We start from the raw sequence: 16,811 nt of genomic DNA on the forward strand, positions 1-16,811 counted from the left end.
CAGTAGGCCAGTGAGTGGATCAGGGGGCCGTCACCGTCGCGTGCAGGATGCTGGCCAGGTCCTGGGGCCGGGAGAACATCGGCCAGTGGCCGGTGTCCATGTTCACCAACTCCCAGCGGTCGCTCTTGAGGAGTTCGGCCGCGGTGCCCCAGGGTTCCTCACCGTCGAGGAGGCACTTGATGTAGGTCCCGGGGAGCTCGCTCAACGGGCGGGGCAGGGCAGCCGGTTCGGTCAGCGTGGCGCCAGGGTGCGGGGTCGAGCCGTCGACGATGCGGGCGATCTGCTCGGTCGTCAGCCCTTGGCCCGCGAACTCGTCCGCCGTGAGCGGCGGCCAGAAGCCGTCGTTCGCCGTGATGGCCGCCCGCACCTCGTCGCTCGGCCAGCCCGACAGGAACGACTCCCCGTCGACGGCGACATTGGCGTCCACCAGCACCACGCGGCGCAGCCGGTCACCGATCCGGACGGCGGCCTGCCCCACCGGCACGCCCGCGTAGCTGTGCCCGACCAGGAGGACGTCCCGCAGATCGAGGCGCTCCACCTCGTCGACGATGTCCTGGACGTGGGTCCGCTGCCCGGGCGCCGGCCCGCCCTGTTTCTCGGCGAGGCCGGACAGGGTCAGCGGATGGACGCCGTGCCCGGCCGCTCGCAGTGCGGCCGCCACCTCGTCCCACGCCCACGCGCCGAGCCACGACCCCGCCACCAGTACGAAGTTGGTCATGCCCGCAACGTAGTGGACGGGTCTGACAACGGCTCCCCGTCACCCGCCGCACCGGGCCCGGTGATCGGCGGGACCGGCACCTCGACGGTCCGGGCGAGCCGGGCACCTTGCGGCCCGTAGACGGCCCTCGGTTCGGGGAACACCCGCAGCAGCGTCAGGTAGAGCGCACCGGCGACGATCAGCGACAACGGCAGGCTGATGTCCACCCCGTCGGCCAGATCGCCCAGCGGGCCCACGAACTGCCCGGGGATGTTGGTGAACAGCACTCCGATCAGCGCCGACACCCACCAGGCGGTCATGCCCCGCCAGTTCCAGCCGTGCGCGAACCAGTAGCGACCGCCGCGCTGACGGCGGTTGAAGACCTGGAGGGCGTCGGGGTCGTACCAGCCGCGCCGGGTCCAGTAGCCCAGCATCATCACGACCATCCACGGTGTGGTGCAGGTGATGATCATGGTGGCGAAGGTCGAGATCGACTGGACGAGGTCGAGAGCGAAGCGCCCGACGAAGATGAACCCGATCGACAACGCGCCGACCAGCAGCGTCGCCTGCACGCGTGAGAGCCGCGGGAACACCGAGGAGAAGTCGAGACCGGTCCCGTACAGCGCGGTCGTCCCCGTCGCCATGCCGCCGATCAGCGCCAGCAGGCAGACGGGCAGGAAGTACCAGCCCGGTGAGATCGCCAGCAGCCCGCCCACGAAGTCGGGCGCCGCCGGATCGACGTACTCGGGGACCTTCGTGGCGATGATGCTCGCCGTCGCCAGGCCGAAGACGAACGGCAGCAGCGTCGCGATCTGCGACAGGAACGCGGCGCCGATCACCTTGCGGCGTGGGGTGGGCGCCGGGATGTAGCGCGACCAGTCGCCGAGGAACGCCCCGAACGAGACGGGGTTGGACAGCACGATCAGGGCCGCGCCGATGAACGACGGCCAGAACAGCGACCGGGTCGCCGCGTCGGCGGAGTCGGTGAACACGCCCGCGTACGACGGGTCGAAGTCACCGGCGAAGGCGATCACGCCGATCAGGAACAGCACGCTCGCCGAGGGCACCGCGATCTTGTTGACGAACAGCATGAAGCGGAAGCCGTATACGCACACCGCGAGAACCAGCCCCGCGAACAGGGCGTAGGCGACGACGTACGACAGGTTGCCGCGCGTCAGGCCGAAGAGCCGGTGCGCGCCGCCGACCAGGGCGTCGCCGGAACTCCACACGGAGATCGAGAAGAAGGCGACGGCCGTCAGCAGGGACAGGAACGAGCCGACCACGCGCCCGTGCACACCCAGGTGTGCGGAGGACGAGACGGCGTTGTTGGTGCCGTTGACCGGTCCGAACACGGCCATGGGGCACAGGATCAGGGCGCCCGCGACGACTCCGAGCAGCGTGGCCGCGAGGCCCTGCCAGAAGGAGAGGCCGAACAGGATCGGGAAGGCGCCCAGGACGCAGGTGGAGAAGGTGTTGGCGCCGCCGAAGGCGAGGCGGAACAGGTCCAGCGGGGACGCGGAACGCTCGGCGTCGGGGATTCGGTCGACGCCGTGGGACTCGACCTCGGTCAGGGAGGGAGCGGGGGTGGGGATCTCGGACGGGACGGACGGATCGGACTGAGGGGACACGGAAGGCTCCAGCGGGGGCGGGGCGGTGGAGCGCGTTGTGGCGCGGCGTGGGCAACGGCCGGTGCCTGCCGCTGGGGTGTGCGAGCAGCGCGGATGCCGTCCTGACGTGGATCAGCAGACGGTACGGCGGTGTCTGAGATCCGCACCAGAGGACGGTTCATCCATCTTCCGTGCCGGGAGTGTGCGAATCCTCCATCACTCGGTGTCCGTTGGGCCGTCCTCGGGCTCGGGCTCGGCGTCCGGCCCCTGTGCCCGCACCCGCTGGACGTTCTCCAGGGACTCGCGCAGTTCTGCGAGCCAGTCGTCCGTGTGCCGCTGGACCAGCCGGACGCACCAGGCGAGGGCGTCGCTGCGGCTGCGGGCGACACCGCCGGCGATCAGGGTGTCGAGGACCTGGCGCTCGGGCTGCCGCAGCCGGGTCATCACGGGCGCGGCGACATGCGTGAACAGGGCGCGCTCGCCGTCGCACTCCACGCCCCAGGAGACCTTCCTGCGGAACCGGCGTTCCGCTTCCTGGGCCACCTCGATCCGGGTCTCCCGGGTGCGTTCCCGGAATTCCTGGATCCGGCCCTCCACGGCCGCCTCCCGCTCGGCGGCCGAGACGCCCTCGGCCAGGTGGGGTGCGGGAATGCGGCCGATCACCGTGATCTCCTCGCGGTCGACCTTGACCTCGGCCAGCTCCTCGAAGAGGTCGTCCGGCAGACGGCCGGCGAACCAGCCGCGCAGCTTCTCTCGTTGCTCGTTGGTAATCATGTAATTACCATTACTCGCCCTCTTCATGAACACAAGGGCGTGGCGGGCCTGTCAGCCGAGGGCTCAACCGGAATGTTTCAGGCCTATTAATCAACCTGCGAAATCACGCCACTCGGCGGGTTGGAACGATCAAGAGGCGCCAAGTTCCGGCGTTGTAACGTTCGAACTCCGTCACTTCACGCCACTGATTCAATACGCAAGGTTACTGAAACCTGTGGTGTCGATGTGAGTTTCGGAGCCGGAGTAGGCAGACTCCCGCTCGTCGTTCCGGCACCGATCGCGCCGGAGCCGACACACCCCCGACTCAAGCGGAAGGATGCACACAATGCGGAACACCGCGCGCTGGGCAGCGAGCCTCGCTCTCACGGCCACCGCCGTCTGCGGACCCCTCACCGGATCTGCCCTCGCCACCCCGGACGCCGCCCCCGCCTCTCTCTACGCTCCCTCGGCCCTGGTGCTCACCATGGCCCACGGCGACAACTCCACCCTGACCACCCCGGCACGCGCGGTCACCCTCAGCTGCGCGCCGACGGCCTCGGGCACTCATCCCGCCCCCGGCTCGGCCTGCGCCGAACTGCGCGGGGTCAACGGGGACTTCGACGCCCTGAGAGGCAGAGAGGGCGTGCTGTGTACCAAGCAGTACGACCCCGTGGTCGTCACGGTCGACGGGGTCTGGCAGGGGCAGCGCGTCTCCTATGAGCGCATCTTCGCCAACGAGTGCGTGAAGGGCTCCTACGGGACCAGCCTCTTCGCGTTCTAAGGACCGGGATCGCACGGTCCCGTGCAGTTCGGCAGCGGCTCGCGGATGGGGAGTGCGAGCGCTGCCGAGGAGGCCCTGCGATCTCGCGTCGGGGGGTCGGCCGGGCGGAGTGGGGCCGCCCGGTCGGCACCTCGTCCCATCAAGGTGTCACCCGTCCTCCCCGGGGATCCCGGGCAGGATCGGGAAGCGGTCCAGTAGTCCCGCACCGCGCAACAGCCGCCGTATCCGCGGCGCGTCCGAGACGATCCGCAGCCGGCCGCCGTGGTCCCTGGCCCGTGTCTCGGCCCGGCACAGCACGCGCAGCCCGGAGCAGTCGAAGAAGGTCACCCGCCGCAGATCGACCAGCACATCCGCCTCCGGCCTCAGGGTCGCGGCGTTGAGGTGCTCGGCGAGGAACACCTCCGTCGCCAGATCGATCTCACCCGTCACCTCGACCACGGTGAACGCACCGCATCTGCGGGTGCGGGCATGGTCGTTCGCCGCGGGCGGCGTGGACCGGAAGAGGTCCGCGGCCAGGCCCTCGGTCGGACGGGGGGCGCGGTCGTCGGCGTCCGGCGTCATGTCCGCTCCACCTCGGCAGGGGCGCATTCGATCCGGGTTGTTACCCGGCGAAGAGGCCAAGCATCCCTGCCGCACCGCGCGCAAGATCTAGTTCACTCGACCAGGTGAATTTCGCCCGTCGGGGCTTGACGCCTCGGCAAGGTCAGTCGCCCTCGGACTCCTCCTGGGTGTGCGCGTCGGGTGTGACGGCCTCGCCGGACTCGCCCCTCCGGCGGCGCTGCTCGGCGGCCTCGGTGGTGCGGCGTTCGGCGTCGGTGATCTCCTTCATGACCTCTTCGAGTGCCGTGTCGGGGTGTTCCTCGTGCTGCTCCTTCTCGTCGGGCACGACGATCTCCTTTCCTCGTCGGGCAACCGATCGCATGCCGTCGCGTGTACCTGATGGGGGCCAGGGCAAACAGTCGATGCCCCTGACCAGGTCTGTATTCCTTGACAGGCATATAACCATCGAGGCATATTGGAACTCATGTCCGACGACGCCCTCCTCTGGAGCGCCCTCGCCGACCCCCATCGGCGGGCCATCATCGCGCTGCTCATGGAGCGGCCGAGGTCCGTCGGGGAGATCGTGGAGGAATGCGGGCTGAGCCAGCCGAGTACCTCGAAGCATCTGAAGGTGCTGCGGGAGGCCGGCCTGGTGCGGGTGCGGCAGGACGCGCAGCGGCGCGTCTACGCCCTCGATCCCGCCCCGATCGCCGCGCTCGACGCCTGGCTGGCCCCGTACCGCAAGCTCTGGAACCGCAGCCTGGACGCGCTGGGCCGCCGCCTCGACTTGACGGCGCCAGAGACGTCGGCGGACACCTCGTACGACCCCGAAGGACCCACCACGAAGGACTGATCCACCATGAGCGCCGACCTCACCGGCACCTACCTGACACTGGACGACGGCCGCCCGGCCGTCCGCTTCAGCCGTACCTACGACCACCCCGTCGAGCGGGTCTGGCGGTTCGTGACCGACGTCGACGAACTGGCCCACTGGTTCCCGTCCCGCGCCGAGATCGAGCTGCGCCCCGGCGGCACGATCCAGTTCGGCGGCGACCCGAACATGGCGGACTCCACGGGCCGGGTCATCGCCGTCACCGAGCCCCGGCACCTGTCCTTCGCATGGGGCGGCGACGAGCTGCACTTCGACCTGGAGCCCCTGGACGAGGGGCGCACCCGCTTCACGCTCACCAACGTCCTCGTCGCCGAGAACACCGCCGCCCGCAACGGCGCCGGGTGGGAGGTGTGTCTGACCGCCCTGGACGCACACGCGCGCGGGGGGCGCTTCGAGGGGCCGCACGCCGGAGCCGAGGCACCCTGGAAGGGGCTCTACGACGGTTACGTCGCCGCCGGTTTCCCCTCCGGCGCCCCCGTCCCGGGTGTGGACGCCTGACGGATCAGGCCAGCTGGCGCCGCACCAGCTCGTGCAGCCGCCCGCTCGTGTCCGCGAGCAGCTGCGCGGGCGGGCCCTGCTGGGCGACCTTGCCGTCCTCCATCACGATGACGCGGTCGGCGTCCAGCACCGTGGACAGTCGGTGCGCGATGACGATGCGGGTGGCGTTGAGGGCCTTGGTGCTCTCGATGACGACGCGCTGCGTCTCGTTGTCCAGGGCGCTGGTCGCCTCGTCGAAGAAGAGGATGCGCGGCCGGCGGATCAGCGCCTGGGCGATCATCAGACGCTGGCGCTGACCGCCGGAGACCGCGCCGCTGCCCGAGACGATGGTGTGCAGACCCATCGGCATCCGCTTGATGTCCTCGGCGAGGCCCGCCATCTCGGCCGCCGCCATGACCTCCTCCGGCGTGTACGGCTCGGTGCCGCAGATGACGTCCATGATCGACCCGGTGAACGGCTGGGCGTGCTGGAGCACGACCCCGCACTGCCGGCGCACGGCCGACTGGTCGAGCGCCGCCAGGTCCTGGCCGTCGTACAGCACACTGCCCGAGACCGGCTTGTCGAAGCCGATCAGCAGCCTGAGCAGCGTCGACTTTCCGCAGCCACTGGGGCCGACGATCGCCACGAACTCGCCCGGCCGGATGTCGAAGGAGACGTCGTCGAGGACCAGGGGGCCGTCGTCGGAGTACCGGAAGGACAGGCGGCGGGACTCCATCGCCCCGGTCAGCGGGCCCGGCCGGGTGCTCGCCGTGCGCACCTCGGGCGTGGCCTCGAGCACCGGCTTGATCTCCTCGAACAGCGGCAGCGCGGCCACCGCCGAGACGAACGCGCCGGTCAGCTGGGTGACCGAGGTCAGCAGCATCGTCACCGAGGTGTTGAAGGTGAGGAACGCCGCCGCGGACATCGACCCGCGCGCCGGTCCCGCGAGCAGCATGAACATCAGCAGCGTGCACAGCGGCAGATACACCGCGCCCATCACCGTGGTGAGGTTCTTGATCCGCCCCACCTTCTGCTGGAGCTCACGGCTGCGCGCGAACTGCGACGCCCAGGCCGCGTACGCGTAGTTCTCCGCCGCCGCGACGCGCAGCTTCGGCAGTCCGCGCAGCGTCTGGAACGCCTGGTTGTTGAGCTTGTTGCTCAGCACGACCAGCCGCCGCTGCCAGCGCACCTGCCACAGCCCGAGCCCCAGGAACATGGCCGCGATGACGACGAGCATGCCGATCGCCGCCAGCGCCATCGGCACGCTGTACCAGAACAGCAGCCCGAGGTTCATCGCGCCCACCGTCACCGACGACGCGACGACCGGGCCGACTCCCGCCATCAGCCGGCGGATCGCGCTGATGCCCATGGCCTGGCTGGCCAGCTCGCCGGTCGAGCGCTCGGTGAAGAACTTCGTGGGCAGCCGCAGCAGCCGGTCCCACAGGGCCGGTTGGAGCGTCGACTCGATACGCCCCTCCAGGCGCAGGATCGTCAGGTTCTGCAGCAGCATGAACGCCGCGGCCACGACACTGCTGATCATCACGGCCAGACAGAACTGCACGATCAGCCCGGTCTGGGCCTTCGGCACGAACTCACCGAGCACCTTGCCGGTCGCGATCGGCACCAGCGCACCGATGCCCACCGTGACCAGACAGCTGACGAGGAGGTTCGTGAGGTCGCCGCCCGTGCCCCGCATGCTGAACCGCAGCAGCCTCGCCGGGCTCAACGCACGGTCGGGCAGCGGGCGGTAGAACATCACCCCGCGCGGCTCGAACTCCTCCGCGTTGGCCTTTTCGATCGGCGTCTCACGGCCGGTCGCCGGATGGACGGCAACATAACCGCCGCGCCGCCACAGCAGCGCCACCGGCGCACCGGACAACGCCCGATGCCCCACCAGCGGGCCGATGTTGTCCCGCCACCAGCGCCCGTCGAGGCGTACGGCACGGGTGCGCACCCGCGAGGCGATGGCCACGCGCTCGACCGGGTCGAGCCGGTCGCTCTCGGTGCCGCTCTGCGCCGGCTCGGCCAGCGTGATCCCGGCCGCCTCGGCGACCAGCTTGCACGCCGCGTAGCTGGCGTCCGCGTCGGCGGCCGTCGTGCGCTTGTCACCGCGCTTGCCGATGGACGCCAGCAGCGTCCGGTCGGCCTGCGCGCGCACAGCCTCGCCGGCCTTGATGCCCTCCGCCGTGCGCGACTCGTGGGTGCGCTCCAGCTGCTCGATCCAGCGGTCCAGCGTGGTCAGCAGGCGGTACTGCTGGTCGACCATGGACTGCCAGACCGCCGGGTCCATCAGCAGGTCGGCGGCGGCCTCCGCGCCGTACAGCGAGCCGTACTGCACGCTGCCCGGCGGGACCTGCATCCAGAAGACGTCGTCGTCGGTGATCTCCGCGGCCCGCTCGGTGGCCATCGGCGCCTGGAAGAGGATGGAGAGGCTGCGGCCGACGCCCAGGGCGAGGGCGTACTCCAGGGGGCTCGTCTGCGGCGGGACGTACTGCGGATTGCCGTACTCGTCGTAGGACCAGGTCTGGGTGTTCGCGGGCTGGTACAGCTCGCGCAGCCCGATGCGGTGCACGACGCAGTCCCTGAGCGGGCGTGCGACCAGCGTGTGCTGGGGTCCGGCGACCGGTCCGAGCAGCAGGGAGCCCGCCTCCAGCCGGCCGAGGTGGTGCCAGTGGCCCTGCTGCCCGGCGTCGACCGCGAACAGGTCCACGGCGCCCGACGCGACCAGCCACAGCACCTGCGGGCCTTCGAGATCCAGCCGGTTGAAGCCCGCGCAGTCGATGCGCGTGCCCATCTGCCCGAGCGCGTCGAGGACGAGGTCACCCTCGTGGACGGAGGTCATGTCAGTGCTCCTTGACCAGTGCCGCGTACGCGCCGCCGCGCGCCACCAGCTCCTCGTGCCGCCCGCGTTCCACGATCGTGCCGTGCTGGAGTACGACGATCTCGTCGCTGTCGCGCACGGTGCTGAGCCGGTGCGCGATCACCACACAGGCGCAGCCGCGCTTGCGCAGGTTGTCCATCACGACCAGCTCGGTCTCCGCGTCCAGCGCGCTCGTCACCTCGTCGAGCACCAGGATGCTGGGGCGGCGCACCAACGCCCGCGCGATCTCCAGGCGCTGGCGCTGCCCGCCGGAGAAGTTGCGGCCATCCTGCTCGACCCTGCTGTGGATGCCGCCGGGGCGGCGCATGACCATGTCGTACAGGGCCGCGTCGCGCAGCGCGTCCACCACCGCGTCGTCCGGGATCGACGGGTCCCACAGCGCCACGTTGTCGCGAACGGTGCCCTCGAAGAGGAACACCTCCTGGTCGACGAAGGAGACGGAGGCCGCGAGGGCGCCGCGCGGGATGTCCTCGATGCGCTGGTCGTCGATGCGGATGACGCCTTCCCAGGGCGCGTACAGGCCCGAGATCAGGCGGGAGACGGTCGACTTGCCGCTGCCGGAGCCGCCGACCAGGGCCACCTGCTGGCCGGGTCCCACCGTCAGGTCGAAGCCCGTCAGCAGCGGCTTGTCGAGCGGGCTGTAGCCGAAGGTGATGTTCTGGAGCTCGACGTGGCCGTGCAGCCGGCGGGTGGAGTCGCCGGTGCCGGGGCGGCCGTAGAGCGGGTCCGCCTCGAAGTTCTCCACGTCCTTCAGGCGGGCCACGTCGGCGGCGAAGTCCTGGATGCGGCCCGCGACGCCGTTCAGGCGGGTGATCGGAGCGGTGAAGCGGGTGACCAGCGCCTGGAAGGCGACCAGCAGGCCGACGGAGATGCCGCCCTCGACCGCGCGCATGCCGCCGATCCACAGGATGAGCGCGCTGTTGAGCGTGGCGAGCGTGGGCGCGACCACACCCAGCCAGGCGCTCGGCACGCCGAGGCGCTGCTGCTCCTCCAGCGTGGTGGCGTGCTGTCCGGCCCACTTGCGGAAGTAGCCGTCCTCGCCGCCGGTCGCCTTCATCGTCTCGATCAGTTGGAGACCGGTGTAGGCGGTGTTGGTGAGCCGGGCGCTGTCCGCGCGCAGCTTCGCGGTGCGGGTGGCGCGCAGCCGGATGACGACGCGCATGGCGACGACGTTCAGCAGCGCGACGCCGATGCCGACGAAGGTGAGCTGGGGGTCGTAGGTGTAGAGGAGGAGCGCGTAGAGGACGACGACCACCGCGTCCACGCCCGCCGCCGCGAGGTCGCGGGCCAGCGTTTCGGACACCGCGTCGTTCGACTGGAGGCGCTGGACCAGGTCGGCCGGGCTGCGCTGGGAGAAGAACGTCACGGGCAGCCGCAGCAGATGGCGCAGGAAGCGGGCGCTGGAGAGGGTCGAGGAGATGATGCGGCCGCGCAGCAGGTTCGTCTGCTGCAGCCAGGTCAGCACGACCGTGAGTGCGACGCAGGTGCCCATCGAGGCGAACAGCACGCCCAGCAGGGAGGTCTCGCCGCCGATGAGGAACATGTCGATGTAGGTGCGGCTCAGGGCGGGGACGGCCGCGCCGACCAGGACCAGGAGGAGGCTCGCGAGGACGGCGGCGGGCATCGTGCCGGCGGTGCCGCGCAGACGGGCCGGCATCGCGCCGAGCACACCCGGCTTGCGCCCGCCTTTGGAGAAGTCCTCGCCGGGCTCCATCACCAGGACGACGCCGGTGAAGCTGCCGTCGAAGTCCTCCATGGGCACGAAGCGGCGGCCCTTGGCGGGGTCGTTGATGTAGACGCCCCGGCGGCCGAAGCGGCGGCCCATGCCGTCGTAGACGACGTAGTGGTTGAACTCCCAGAACAGGACGGCCGGTGTCTTCACCTCGGCGAGGGCGGCCGTGTCCATCTGCATGCCCTTGGCCGTCAGACCGTAACTGCGGGCCGCCTTCAGCAGGTTGCTGGCGCGCGAGCCGTCGCGGGAGACACCGCACGCGATGCGCAGCTCCTCCAGCGGGACATGGCGGCCGTAGTGGCCGAGCACCATCGCGAGGGAGGCGGCGCCGCACTCCACGGCCTCCATCTGGAGCACGGTGGGTGTGCGGACGGTCTTCGCCCTGCCCTTGGGCACGGGGCGCTTGGGCGGGGCGGCGCGGCGCCGGCTGCGGGTCTGCGGTGCGGCGCTCACGGCAGCAGCCAATCGACGGGACGCTGGTCGGCCAGCCGGATCGAGGCGTCGGCCGTGGTCAGGGAGGTGAGGGAGAAGGGCGGCCCGTCGGCGGACGACCACTTGTAGCCGCTCTCGGTGCTCGACTTCTTGTCCAGCCGCACCAGTACGGCCACCGGCCTGCCGTCCTTGGTGAACTGCTCGCCCAGCTGGTTGTCACCGAGGAAGGCGGCGATCTGCTGTGCCGACTGCACGGAGCGGTCCACCGACTTCACATGGCCGCGCAGCACGCCGTACTCCTGGGTGGGCACCGACTGCACGGTGAGGTCCACGGCGGCGTCGTCGGGTATGGAGGCCGCGTTCTCGGCGGGGACGTACACCGTGGCGTACAGCGGGTCCTTGGTGCGGGCGACCTTCTCCACGGCCGCGACGTTGGCGCCGGTGGTGATGATCTGCCCGATGGTGGCGGCGAGCGCGCTGACCCGGCCCGCGGCGACCGTGCGGACGACCGTCTCGCCCTTGGCGGTACGGACCTTCAGCACGGGGGAGTCGGCGGGCAGCTGCTGGCCCTGCTTGGCGAGGACCGCGGTGACCTGGCCGGCGACCGGACTCTGGAGGATGTAGCTGCCCTGGCCGTGCGTGAGGATGGCGGGCGCGCCGACGCTGGAGGCGACCGAACCGGTCACCGCCCACACGGAGGCGGCGGCCATGACGACCACCGTCACGGAGAGGACCAGCCAGCCCTGGGGGCGGGCGAAGCGCACCGGAAGGTCGAGCTCCTCCGGTGACTGGAGCTTGGCGAGGGCCTGTTGGCGGAACTGCACGGAACTTTCCCTCACCTGAGGATGAGTGGAGACCGGCGCGCGTGGGCCGGTCGTGCTGCGGGGCGGTGCCTGCTTGTTTGCGGCACCCGAAGAGCCCCGGAACCGGGGAACGGCTCCGGGACTCAGCGGTTGTAAAAGGTGCGATCAGAGACCGGCGACCAGGCCCGTGACCGGGGCGGTGCTCAGGCCGGTGACACCCTCCACGGTGCCGACGACCGTGTCGACCACGCCGGAAACCGGGGCGATGCCGTTGACAGCGTCGAGGGCACCGTTCACGGCGTTGACCTGCAGGCCGCCGGAGACGTTGTCGAGCTCGGCGTCGGAGATCTCGACGGTCGCAACCTGGGGGGTGGAGTTCATGATGGAACTTCCCTTCCTAATGGGTATTTCACAAGGGGGAGCGGCCCCCTCTGGGGACAGATGACGGCCGCGACCGCGGGCGTCCGGCGCCCGTTTCCGGGAACCGTTCGTTGCCCCCGCGGTGCGATGGATCAAAGCACGCCGTCGGTGCGGGCTTCCAATCAAACATCCGTCTCACCAGGGCACTTCGGCCCCAGCGGCCTCGTTCCGTGCAGACGCGCGCACGTCTCGTCGGCGACTTCTTCACATGCGTCACAGCATCGGCTCGGAAGGGCTGTTGCATCGGTCCGGGAGTGGGCGGACGCAGTGGTGGCGAATCCGACACTCCCGTCCCAATGACGTAACCGGCGGTAGTGGCGTGTGCAGAAGTCAGGTCCCCGGTGACTTCGTTGAGTATTGAATGTGCGGATTCGTTGAAGCTTGAATTCCGCTACGGTTTCACAACCGATCGTTACCGATCGGTAGCAGATCGTGTCAGCCCAGGAGCGCGTACACCGTGCTCGCGCGGGCCGCGATTTCTCCCGAACTCTCGTCGGTCATCGCGATGTCGGCGAACGCCATACGGCGGCCCAGCTTGGTCACGACCGCTTCGATCAGGACATCCGAACCGATCACCGCACGCTGGAACGAGGTCGACTGCTGCACCGTCGTCATCGGCCCGTACGCCCCGCGCGCCGCGGCCACGGCGATCACGGTGGCGGTGTCGGCGGCGGCCATCAGCGCCTGCCCCGACAGCGCGCCGCCCTCCCGCGCCAACTCGTTCGACCAGGGCATTCGCAGAATCGCGCGGTGATCCTCCACCGCCTCGACGGACAGGCCCAGGCGGAGGACCCAAGGGGCGAAGTTGGCGGAGAGGATCTTGTCGGCTTCGGCGGTCGTCATCGTCATATGGGGGATTGTTCCCGCCGGCGGCCGTCGCCACGAGTTCCTTGGCCGGATAGGTGTCCCGAGTCGGTTGCCCGCAAACGGAATTGAACGCCCCACCCGGCTCGTGCGTACCCATGGCCAACCAGGCGCCCCGAACAGCTGCCGCACATACGGCGGCACAGACCCCGTCCCCCAGGAGGTCGAGAAGTTTGAGTCACAAGCGAATGCCGAAGCGCAAGGTCGCGATAGCCGCGGGCAGCGTGGTGGCGCTCGGAGCGGCCGCGATCCTGTTGCCCAACGCCAACGCGTCCCAGGACGGCGCGTCCAACGACGCCGCCGCCCCCAAGACACTGAAGGCGGCGGATGCCTCGGATCTCGCCTCGCAGCTCGCAGGACTGCTCGGCGACGCCTTCGCCGGTTCGTACTACGACGCCGAGAGCCAGCAGCTCGTCGTCAACGTCATCCCCGGCGACAACAACAACGTGATCGTCCAGGCGAAGCAGGCCGGAGCGAAGGTCCGCGAGGTCGAGAACAGCATCGACGAGCTCAAGTCCGGTGCGCAGACCCTGAAGTCCGAGGCGACCATCCCCGGCACGGCCTGGGCGGTCGACCCCAGAACGAACAAGATCCTCGTCACCGCCGACAGCACCGTCACCGGCGACAACTGGGACCAGCTGGAGTCGACCGTCGAGACCCTCGGCTCGGGCATGGCGAGCATCAAGAAGTCGGCCGGCACCTTCAAGACGTTCCTCTCCGGCGGCGACGCCATCTTCGCCGGCGGCGCGCGCTGCTCCGCGGGCTTCAACGTCACCGCGGGCGACGGCACCCCGGCCTTCCTGACCGCAGGACACTGCGGGGTCGCGGCCGAGCAGTGGTCGGACGCCGAGGGCGGTCAGCCGATCGCCACCGTCGACCAGGCCACCTTCCCCGGCGACGGCGACTTCGCGCTGGTCAAGTATGACGACCCGGCCACCGAGGCGCCCAGCGAGGTCAACCTCGGCGACCAGACCCTCGCGATCAGCCAGGCCGCTGATGCCGAGGTCGGCCTCCAGGTCTTCCGCATGGGCAGCACCACCGGCCTGAACGACGGTGCTGTCACGGGCCTCGACGCCACCGTGAACTACCCGGAGGGCACCGTCACCGGGCTCATCCAGACCGACGTCTGCGCCGAGCCCGGCGACAGCGGCGGCTCCCTGTTCACCCAGGACGGTCTGGCGATCGGCCTGACCTCCGGTGGCAGCGGCGACTGCACGGTCGGCGGCGAGACCTTCTTCCAGCCGGTGACCACCGCCCTGGAAGCGGTGGGCGCGACCCTCGGCGGCGGCGCGGGCGCCGGTGACGAGGCCGGTGCCGGTGGCGAAGCGGGCGCGGGCGATGAGGCCGGCGCCGGTGAGGAAGCCGGTGCAGGTGAAGAGGCCGGCGCTGGTGAAGAGGCCGGTGCCGGTCAGGAAGCCGGGGCCGGGGAGGAAGCCGGAGCCGGTGAAGAGGTCGGCAACGGCAACGCCGACGGCACGGGCAACGGCCTCGGCGAGATCGTCGGCAACGGCGTCGGGAACAACTGACGCTCCGCTGACCGGCACCCGGTCACCGACGCACGGATCCGAGTGATCCGGCCCGGACGGGAACGTGGTCCGGCCCTCCGGCGGGAGGGCCGGACCGCTCCGTGTCCGGGGTCCGCCACCCGTCAGCGACCCGCCCGCAGCAGCAACACCGCCACGTCGTCGACCCGCTCCCGCACCGACCCGCTGTGCTCAACGAGCAGGTCGGCCAGCTCGTCCAGAGGCAGCTCCCCGGCCTCCGTCAGCACCCGCCCGAGGTCGGCGAGCGCGTCCTCGATGTCGACGCCGGGTGACTCGACCAGCCCGTCGGTGTAGAGGACGAGGACACAGCCGGGCGTGAGGTCGAACTCCGTCGTGGGATAGGTCGGCGAGCCGTCGATGCCCAACAGCGGGCCACCAGCGAGATCGAGCACCCGCACCCGCCCGTCCGGCCGCCTCAGCAGCGGCGGCGGATGCCCGGCACGGGCCATCACCGCCCGCCCGCGCTCCGGGTCGATGCGCAGATACAGACAGCTGGCGAACAGGTCGGAGCCGAGGTCGATCAACAGCCGGTTGGTGCTGCGCATGACCTCCTCCGGCGCGTGACCGACGGTCGTGTACGCCCGTACGGCGGTGCGGATCTGGCCCATCAGCCCGGCCGCGGTGACGTTGTGGCCCTGCACGTCACCGATCACCGCCGCCGTCAGTCCCTCGTCCGTCGGCACCAGGTCGTAGAAGTCGCCGCCGATCTCCATGCCCTGAGTAGCGGGCAGATAGCGGGCCGCCGCCTCGATGCCGGTCAGCACCGGCAGGGTGTGCGGGAGCAGGGCGGCCTGGAGGCCGTGCGCCAGCTGGTGCTTGGCGTCGTAGAGCTGGGCCCGCTCCAGCGCCTGCGCGATGAGCCCGCCCAGACTGGTCAGGACCGCACGCTCGTCCGCCGGGAAGGGGTGCGGATCGGCGTAGGCGAGCACACATGTGCCGACCGGCCGGCCGGAGGCGATGAGCGGCAGATACGCCCAGGCCGCGAAGCCGTCGGGGGTCGAGTGCCGCGTCGGATACAGCCGCTCCAGCTGCTGCTGGGAGTCGAAGAACGCGGGCACACCGGTGCTCAGGACGTGGGCGCCCGGGGTCCGTTCGGCCAGCGGCAGCCCGTCGAACCGTTCGACGACATGCGGGTCGTGGTAGCCGCGGTGGCCGAGCAGATGCAGCCGGCCCGACCGCGAACCCAGCACGACCAGCGCCTGGCTGCCGACGGCCGGGACGATCTCGTCGGCGACGAGCTGCACCACGTCCTGCACGCTCGCCGCCTCGGTGAGTGCCCCGGCCAGGCTCAGCACCTGCGAGATCGTCACCAGCCGGCCCGGTGCGTCGCCGGGCTGCGGCCCCTGGCGGGCCATCTCCGCCACCGCGCGCGCCCTGCTGATGCGCACGCTCAGTCCGGTCGTGCTCGGATACATGCGGAAGGACAGCCAGTCGCCGGGCGGGCGCAGCGCCACGAACGACGTGATCTGCTGGCTGAGCAGCGCGGCCCGGTAACGGTCCTCGTAGACGGGGTCGTTGAGCCAGGGCACCGCGGCCCACAGCTGGTTGCCGAGCAGCCGGGCGACGGGCACGCCGATCAGCTCGGCCGCCGCGGGGTTGGCGAAGCTGATCCGGCCGTGCAGATCGAGCGAGCACAGTCCGTACGGCAGCCGCGACACCATGCGCGCCGCCTCCACCGTGCCGAACAGTCCTGACGTGCCGCCGAACGCCGGCCCGGCGAGCAGGTCGGGCTCCGGCAGCGGCGGGCGGCTCGCATCGAAGGCGCGCTCCAGCCGCACGGCGAGCCGTCGGCAGGCAGCGGTCAGATGCTCCCGGTCCCGCTCCGACAGCTCCCGGGGGTGCGACCCGGGCCAGGTCACGAAGATCGCGCCGTAGGCGGTGGTCTCGGTGGCCACCGGCAGCGCGGCCAGCGCGAACGGATACGGCAGCACCACCGCGATCCGCGGATACAGGGCCGCCATGTCCTCCTCGCCGCCGATCCAGACGAGCCGCCGCTCACGCACCGCCTCCGCGACCGGGATCGGCGCGCTCAGCCCGACCCGCTCCCACGGGGCCGCGAACGCCCTGGGCAGCCCCGCCATCACCGCCATCTCCAGCACGGGTTCGTCGGCCGCCAGCAGATACACGGCACCGGAGTGCGCATGCACCTCGTCCATCATCGAGGCCAGCGCCAGCGACAGCAGCGGCCGGCCGACCCGCGTCTTCGCGGCCGCCGGCGCCTGAGCGGACGTCTGCCCGTCGGACACGCCGACCACCTCCTCCGCGGAGCCGCGCGACGGGTCCCAGGGCTCAAATCTCCCCCCTCCGGGCCCGCCGCGCACGGCGAGCGGGCACCGGACATACCCGAGGGGCCCGGGAGCCTCGCGTCATGCCCGGGAGAGCGCCCTC

15 protein-coding genes are annotated in these 16,811 nt (G+C 70.7%); 4 read left to right on the forward strand and 11 right to left on the reverse strand.

The window, feature by feature from the left end; translation table 11 throughout:
* Positions 1-19: 19 nt before the first annotated feature.
* From ACFQ6S_RS03700 to ACFQ6S_RS03710, 3 genes are all read right to left on the reverse strand, one after another.
* On the reverse strand, positions 20-718 hold the full coding sequence (locus ACFQ6S_RS03700) for an alpha/beta fold hydrolase (protein ID WP_383402907.1): 699 nt from the start codon (positions 716-718) through the stop codon (positions 20-22).
* Positions 715-2,325 carry a purine-cytosine permease family protein gene (locus tag ACFQ6S_RS03705; RefSeq protein ID WP_383402910.1) on the reverse strand — a complete coding sequence of 537 codons (1,611 nt, stop codon included), beginning with the start codon at positions 2,323-2,325 and terminating at the stop codon, positions 715-717. Before ACFQ6S_RS03705 ends, ACFQ6S_RS03700 begins: the two co-directional genes overlap by 4 nt.
* A 195-nt stretch (positions 2,326-2,520) precedes the next feature.
* On the reverse strand, positions 2,521-3,078 hold the full coding sequence (locus tag ACFQ6S_RS03710) for a hypothetical protein (RefSeq protein WP_383402913.1): 558 nt from the start codon (positions 3,076-3,078) through the stop codon (positions 2,521-2,523).
* A gap of 325 nt (positions 3,079-3,403) precedes the next feature.
* On the opposite strand from ACFQ6S_RS03710, the gene ACFQ6S_RS03715 reads away from it, so the two are divergent.
* Entirely contained in the window at positions 3,404-3,838 is a 435-nt protein-coding gene (locus ACFQ6S_RS03715; RefSeq protein ID WP_383402914.1) for a protease inhibitor, read from the forward strand.
* Between the two features lie 147 nt (positions 3,839-3,985).
* On the opposite strand, the gene ACFQ6S_RS03720 is transcribed toward ACFQ6S_RS03715, so the two are convergent.
* Together ACFQ6S_RS03720 and ACFQ6S_RS03725 are read right to left on the reverse strand one after the other, a co-directional pair.
* Positions 3,986-4,399: an STAS domain-containing protein gene (locus ACFQ6S_RS03720; RefSeq protein WP_383402917.1), complete on the reverse strand. Its 414-nt coding sequence runs from the start codon at positions 4,397-4,399 to the stop codon at positions 3,986-3,988.
* 142 nt (positions 4,400-4,541) lie between these two features.
* Positions 4,542-4,724 carry a hypothetical protein gene (locus ACFQ6S_RS03725; RefSeq protein ID WP_383402919.1) on the reverse strand — a complete coding sequence of 61 codons (183 nt, stop codon included), beginning with the start codon at positions 4,722-4,724 and terminating at the stop codon, positions 4,542-4,544.
* A gap of 138 nt (positions 4,725-4,862) precedes the next feature.
* On the opposite strand from ACFQ6S_RS03725, the gene ACFQ6S_RS03730 reads away from it, so the two are divergent.
* Both ACFQ6S_RS03730 and ACFQ6S_RS03735 read left to right on the forward strand, forming a co-directional pair.
* The gene (locus ACFQ6S_RS03730) at positions 4,863-5,231 is read left to right on the forward strand and encodes an ArsR/SmtB family transcription factor (RefSeq protein WP_383402922.1); all 369 of its coding nucleotides are present in this window, start codon (positions 4,863-4,865) and stop codon (positions 5,229-5,231) included.
* A 6-nt stretch (positions 5,232-5,237) separates the two neighbouring features.
* Positions 5,238-5,768, forward strand: a complete 531-nt coding sequence (locus ACFQ6S_RS03735) for an SRPBCC family protein (RefSeq protein ID WP_383402925.1) — start codon at positions 5,238-5,240, stop codon at positions 5,766-5,768.
* A gap of 4 nt (positions 5,769-5,772) precedes the next feature.
* Here ACFQ6S_RS03735 and ACFQ6S_RS03740 read toward each other — a convergent pair whose 3' ends face one another.
* From ACFQ6S_RS03740 to ACFQ6S_RS03760, 5 genes are all read right to left on the reverse strand, one after another.
* A complete protein-coding gene (locus ACFQ6S_RS03740) occupies positions 5,773-8,589 on the reverse strand; it encodes an NHLP bacteriocin export ABC transporter permease/ATPase subunit (RefSeq protein ID WP_383402928.1) in 2,817 nt (938 codons plus the stop codon).
* A 1-nt stretch (position 8,590) separates the two neighbouring features.
* The gene (locus ACFQ6S_RS03745) at positions 8,591-10,813 is read right to left on the reverse strand and encodes an NHLP family bacteriocin export ABC transporter peptidase/permease/ATPase subunit (RefSeq protein WP_383402931.1); all 2,223 of its coding nucleotides are present in this window, start codon (positions 10,811-10,813) and stop codon (positions 8,591-8,593) included.
* On the reverse strand, positions 10,810-11,616 hold the full coding sequence (locus ACFQ6S_RS03750) for an HlyD family efflux transporter periplasmic adaptor subunit (RefSeq protein WP_383402933.1): 807 nt from the start codon (positions 11,614-11,616) through the stop codon (positions 10,810-10,812). The genes ACFQ6S_RS03745 and ACFQ6S_RS03750 overlap by 4 nt, the downstream gene beginning before the upstream one ends.
* Before the next feature lie 144 nt (positions 11,617-11,760).
* Complete coding sequence (locus ACFQ6S_RS03755) at positions 11,761-11,976, reverse strand: type A2 lantipeptide (protein ID WP_383402936.1); 216 nt, start codon at positions 11,974-11,976, stop codon at positions 11,761-11,763.
* A gap of 474 nt (positions 11,977-12,450) precedes the next feature.
* Positions 12,451-12,864, reverse strand: coding sequence for a PaaI family thioesterase (locus ACFQ6S_RS03760; protein ID WP_383402938.1), 414 nt, complete (start codon positions 12,862-12,864; stop codon positions 12,451-12,453).
* Between the two features lie 188 nt (positions 12,865-13,052).
* On the opposite strand from ACFQ6S_RS03760, the gene ACFQ6S_RS03765 reads away from it, so the two are divergent.
* A complete protein-coding gene (locus ACFQ6S_RS03765; protein WP_383402941.1) occupies positions 13,053-14,405 on the forward strand; it encodes a S1 family peptidase in 1,353 nt (450 codons plus the stop codon).
* A 122-nt stretch (positions 14,406-14,527) separates the two neighbouring features.
* Here ACFQ6S_RS03765 and ACFQ6S_RS03770 read toward each other — a convergent pair whose 3' ends face one another.
* Positions 14,528-16,678 carry a SpoIIE family protein phosphatase gene (locus ACFQ6S_RS03770; protein ID WP_383402943.1) on the reverse strand — a complete coding sequence of 717 codons (2,151 nt, stop codon included), beginning with the start codon at positions 16,676-16,678 and terminating at the stop codon, positions 14,528-14,530.
* Positions 16,679-16,811 lie beyond the last annotated feature (133 nt).

Origin of the sequence: Streptomyces sp. NPDC056479, from assembly GCF_042795335.1 — a bacterium.
Classification (GTDB): Bacteria; Actinomycetota; Actinomycetes; order Streptomycetales; family Streptomycetaceae; genus Streptomyces.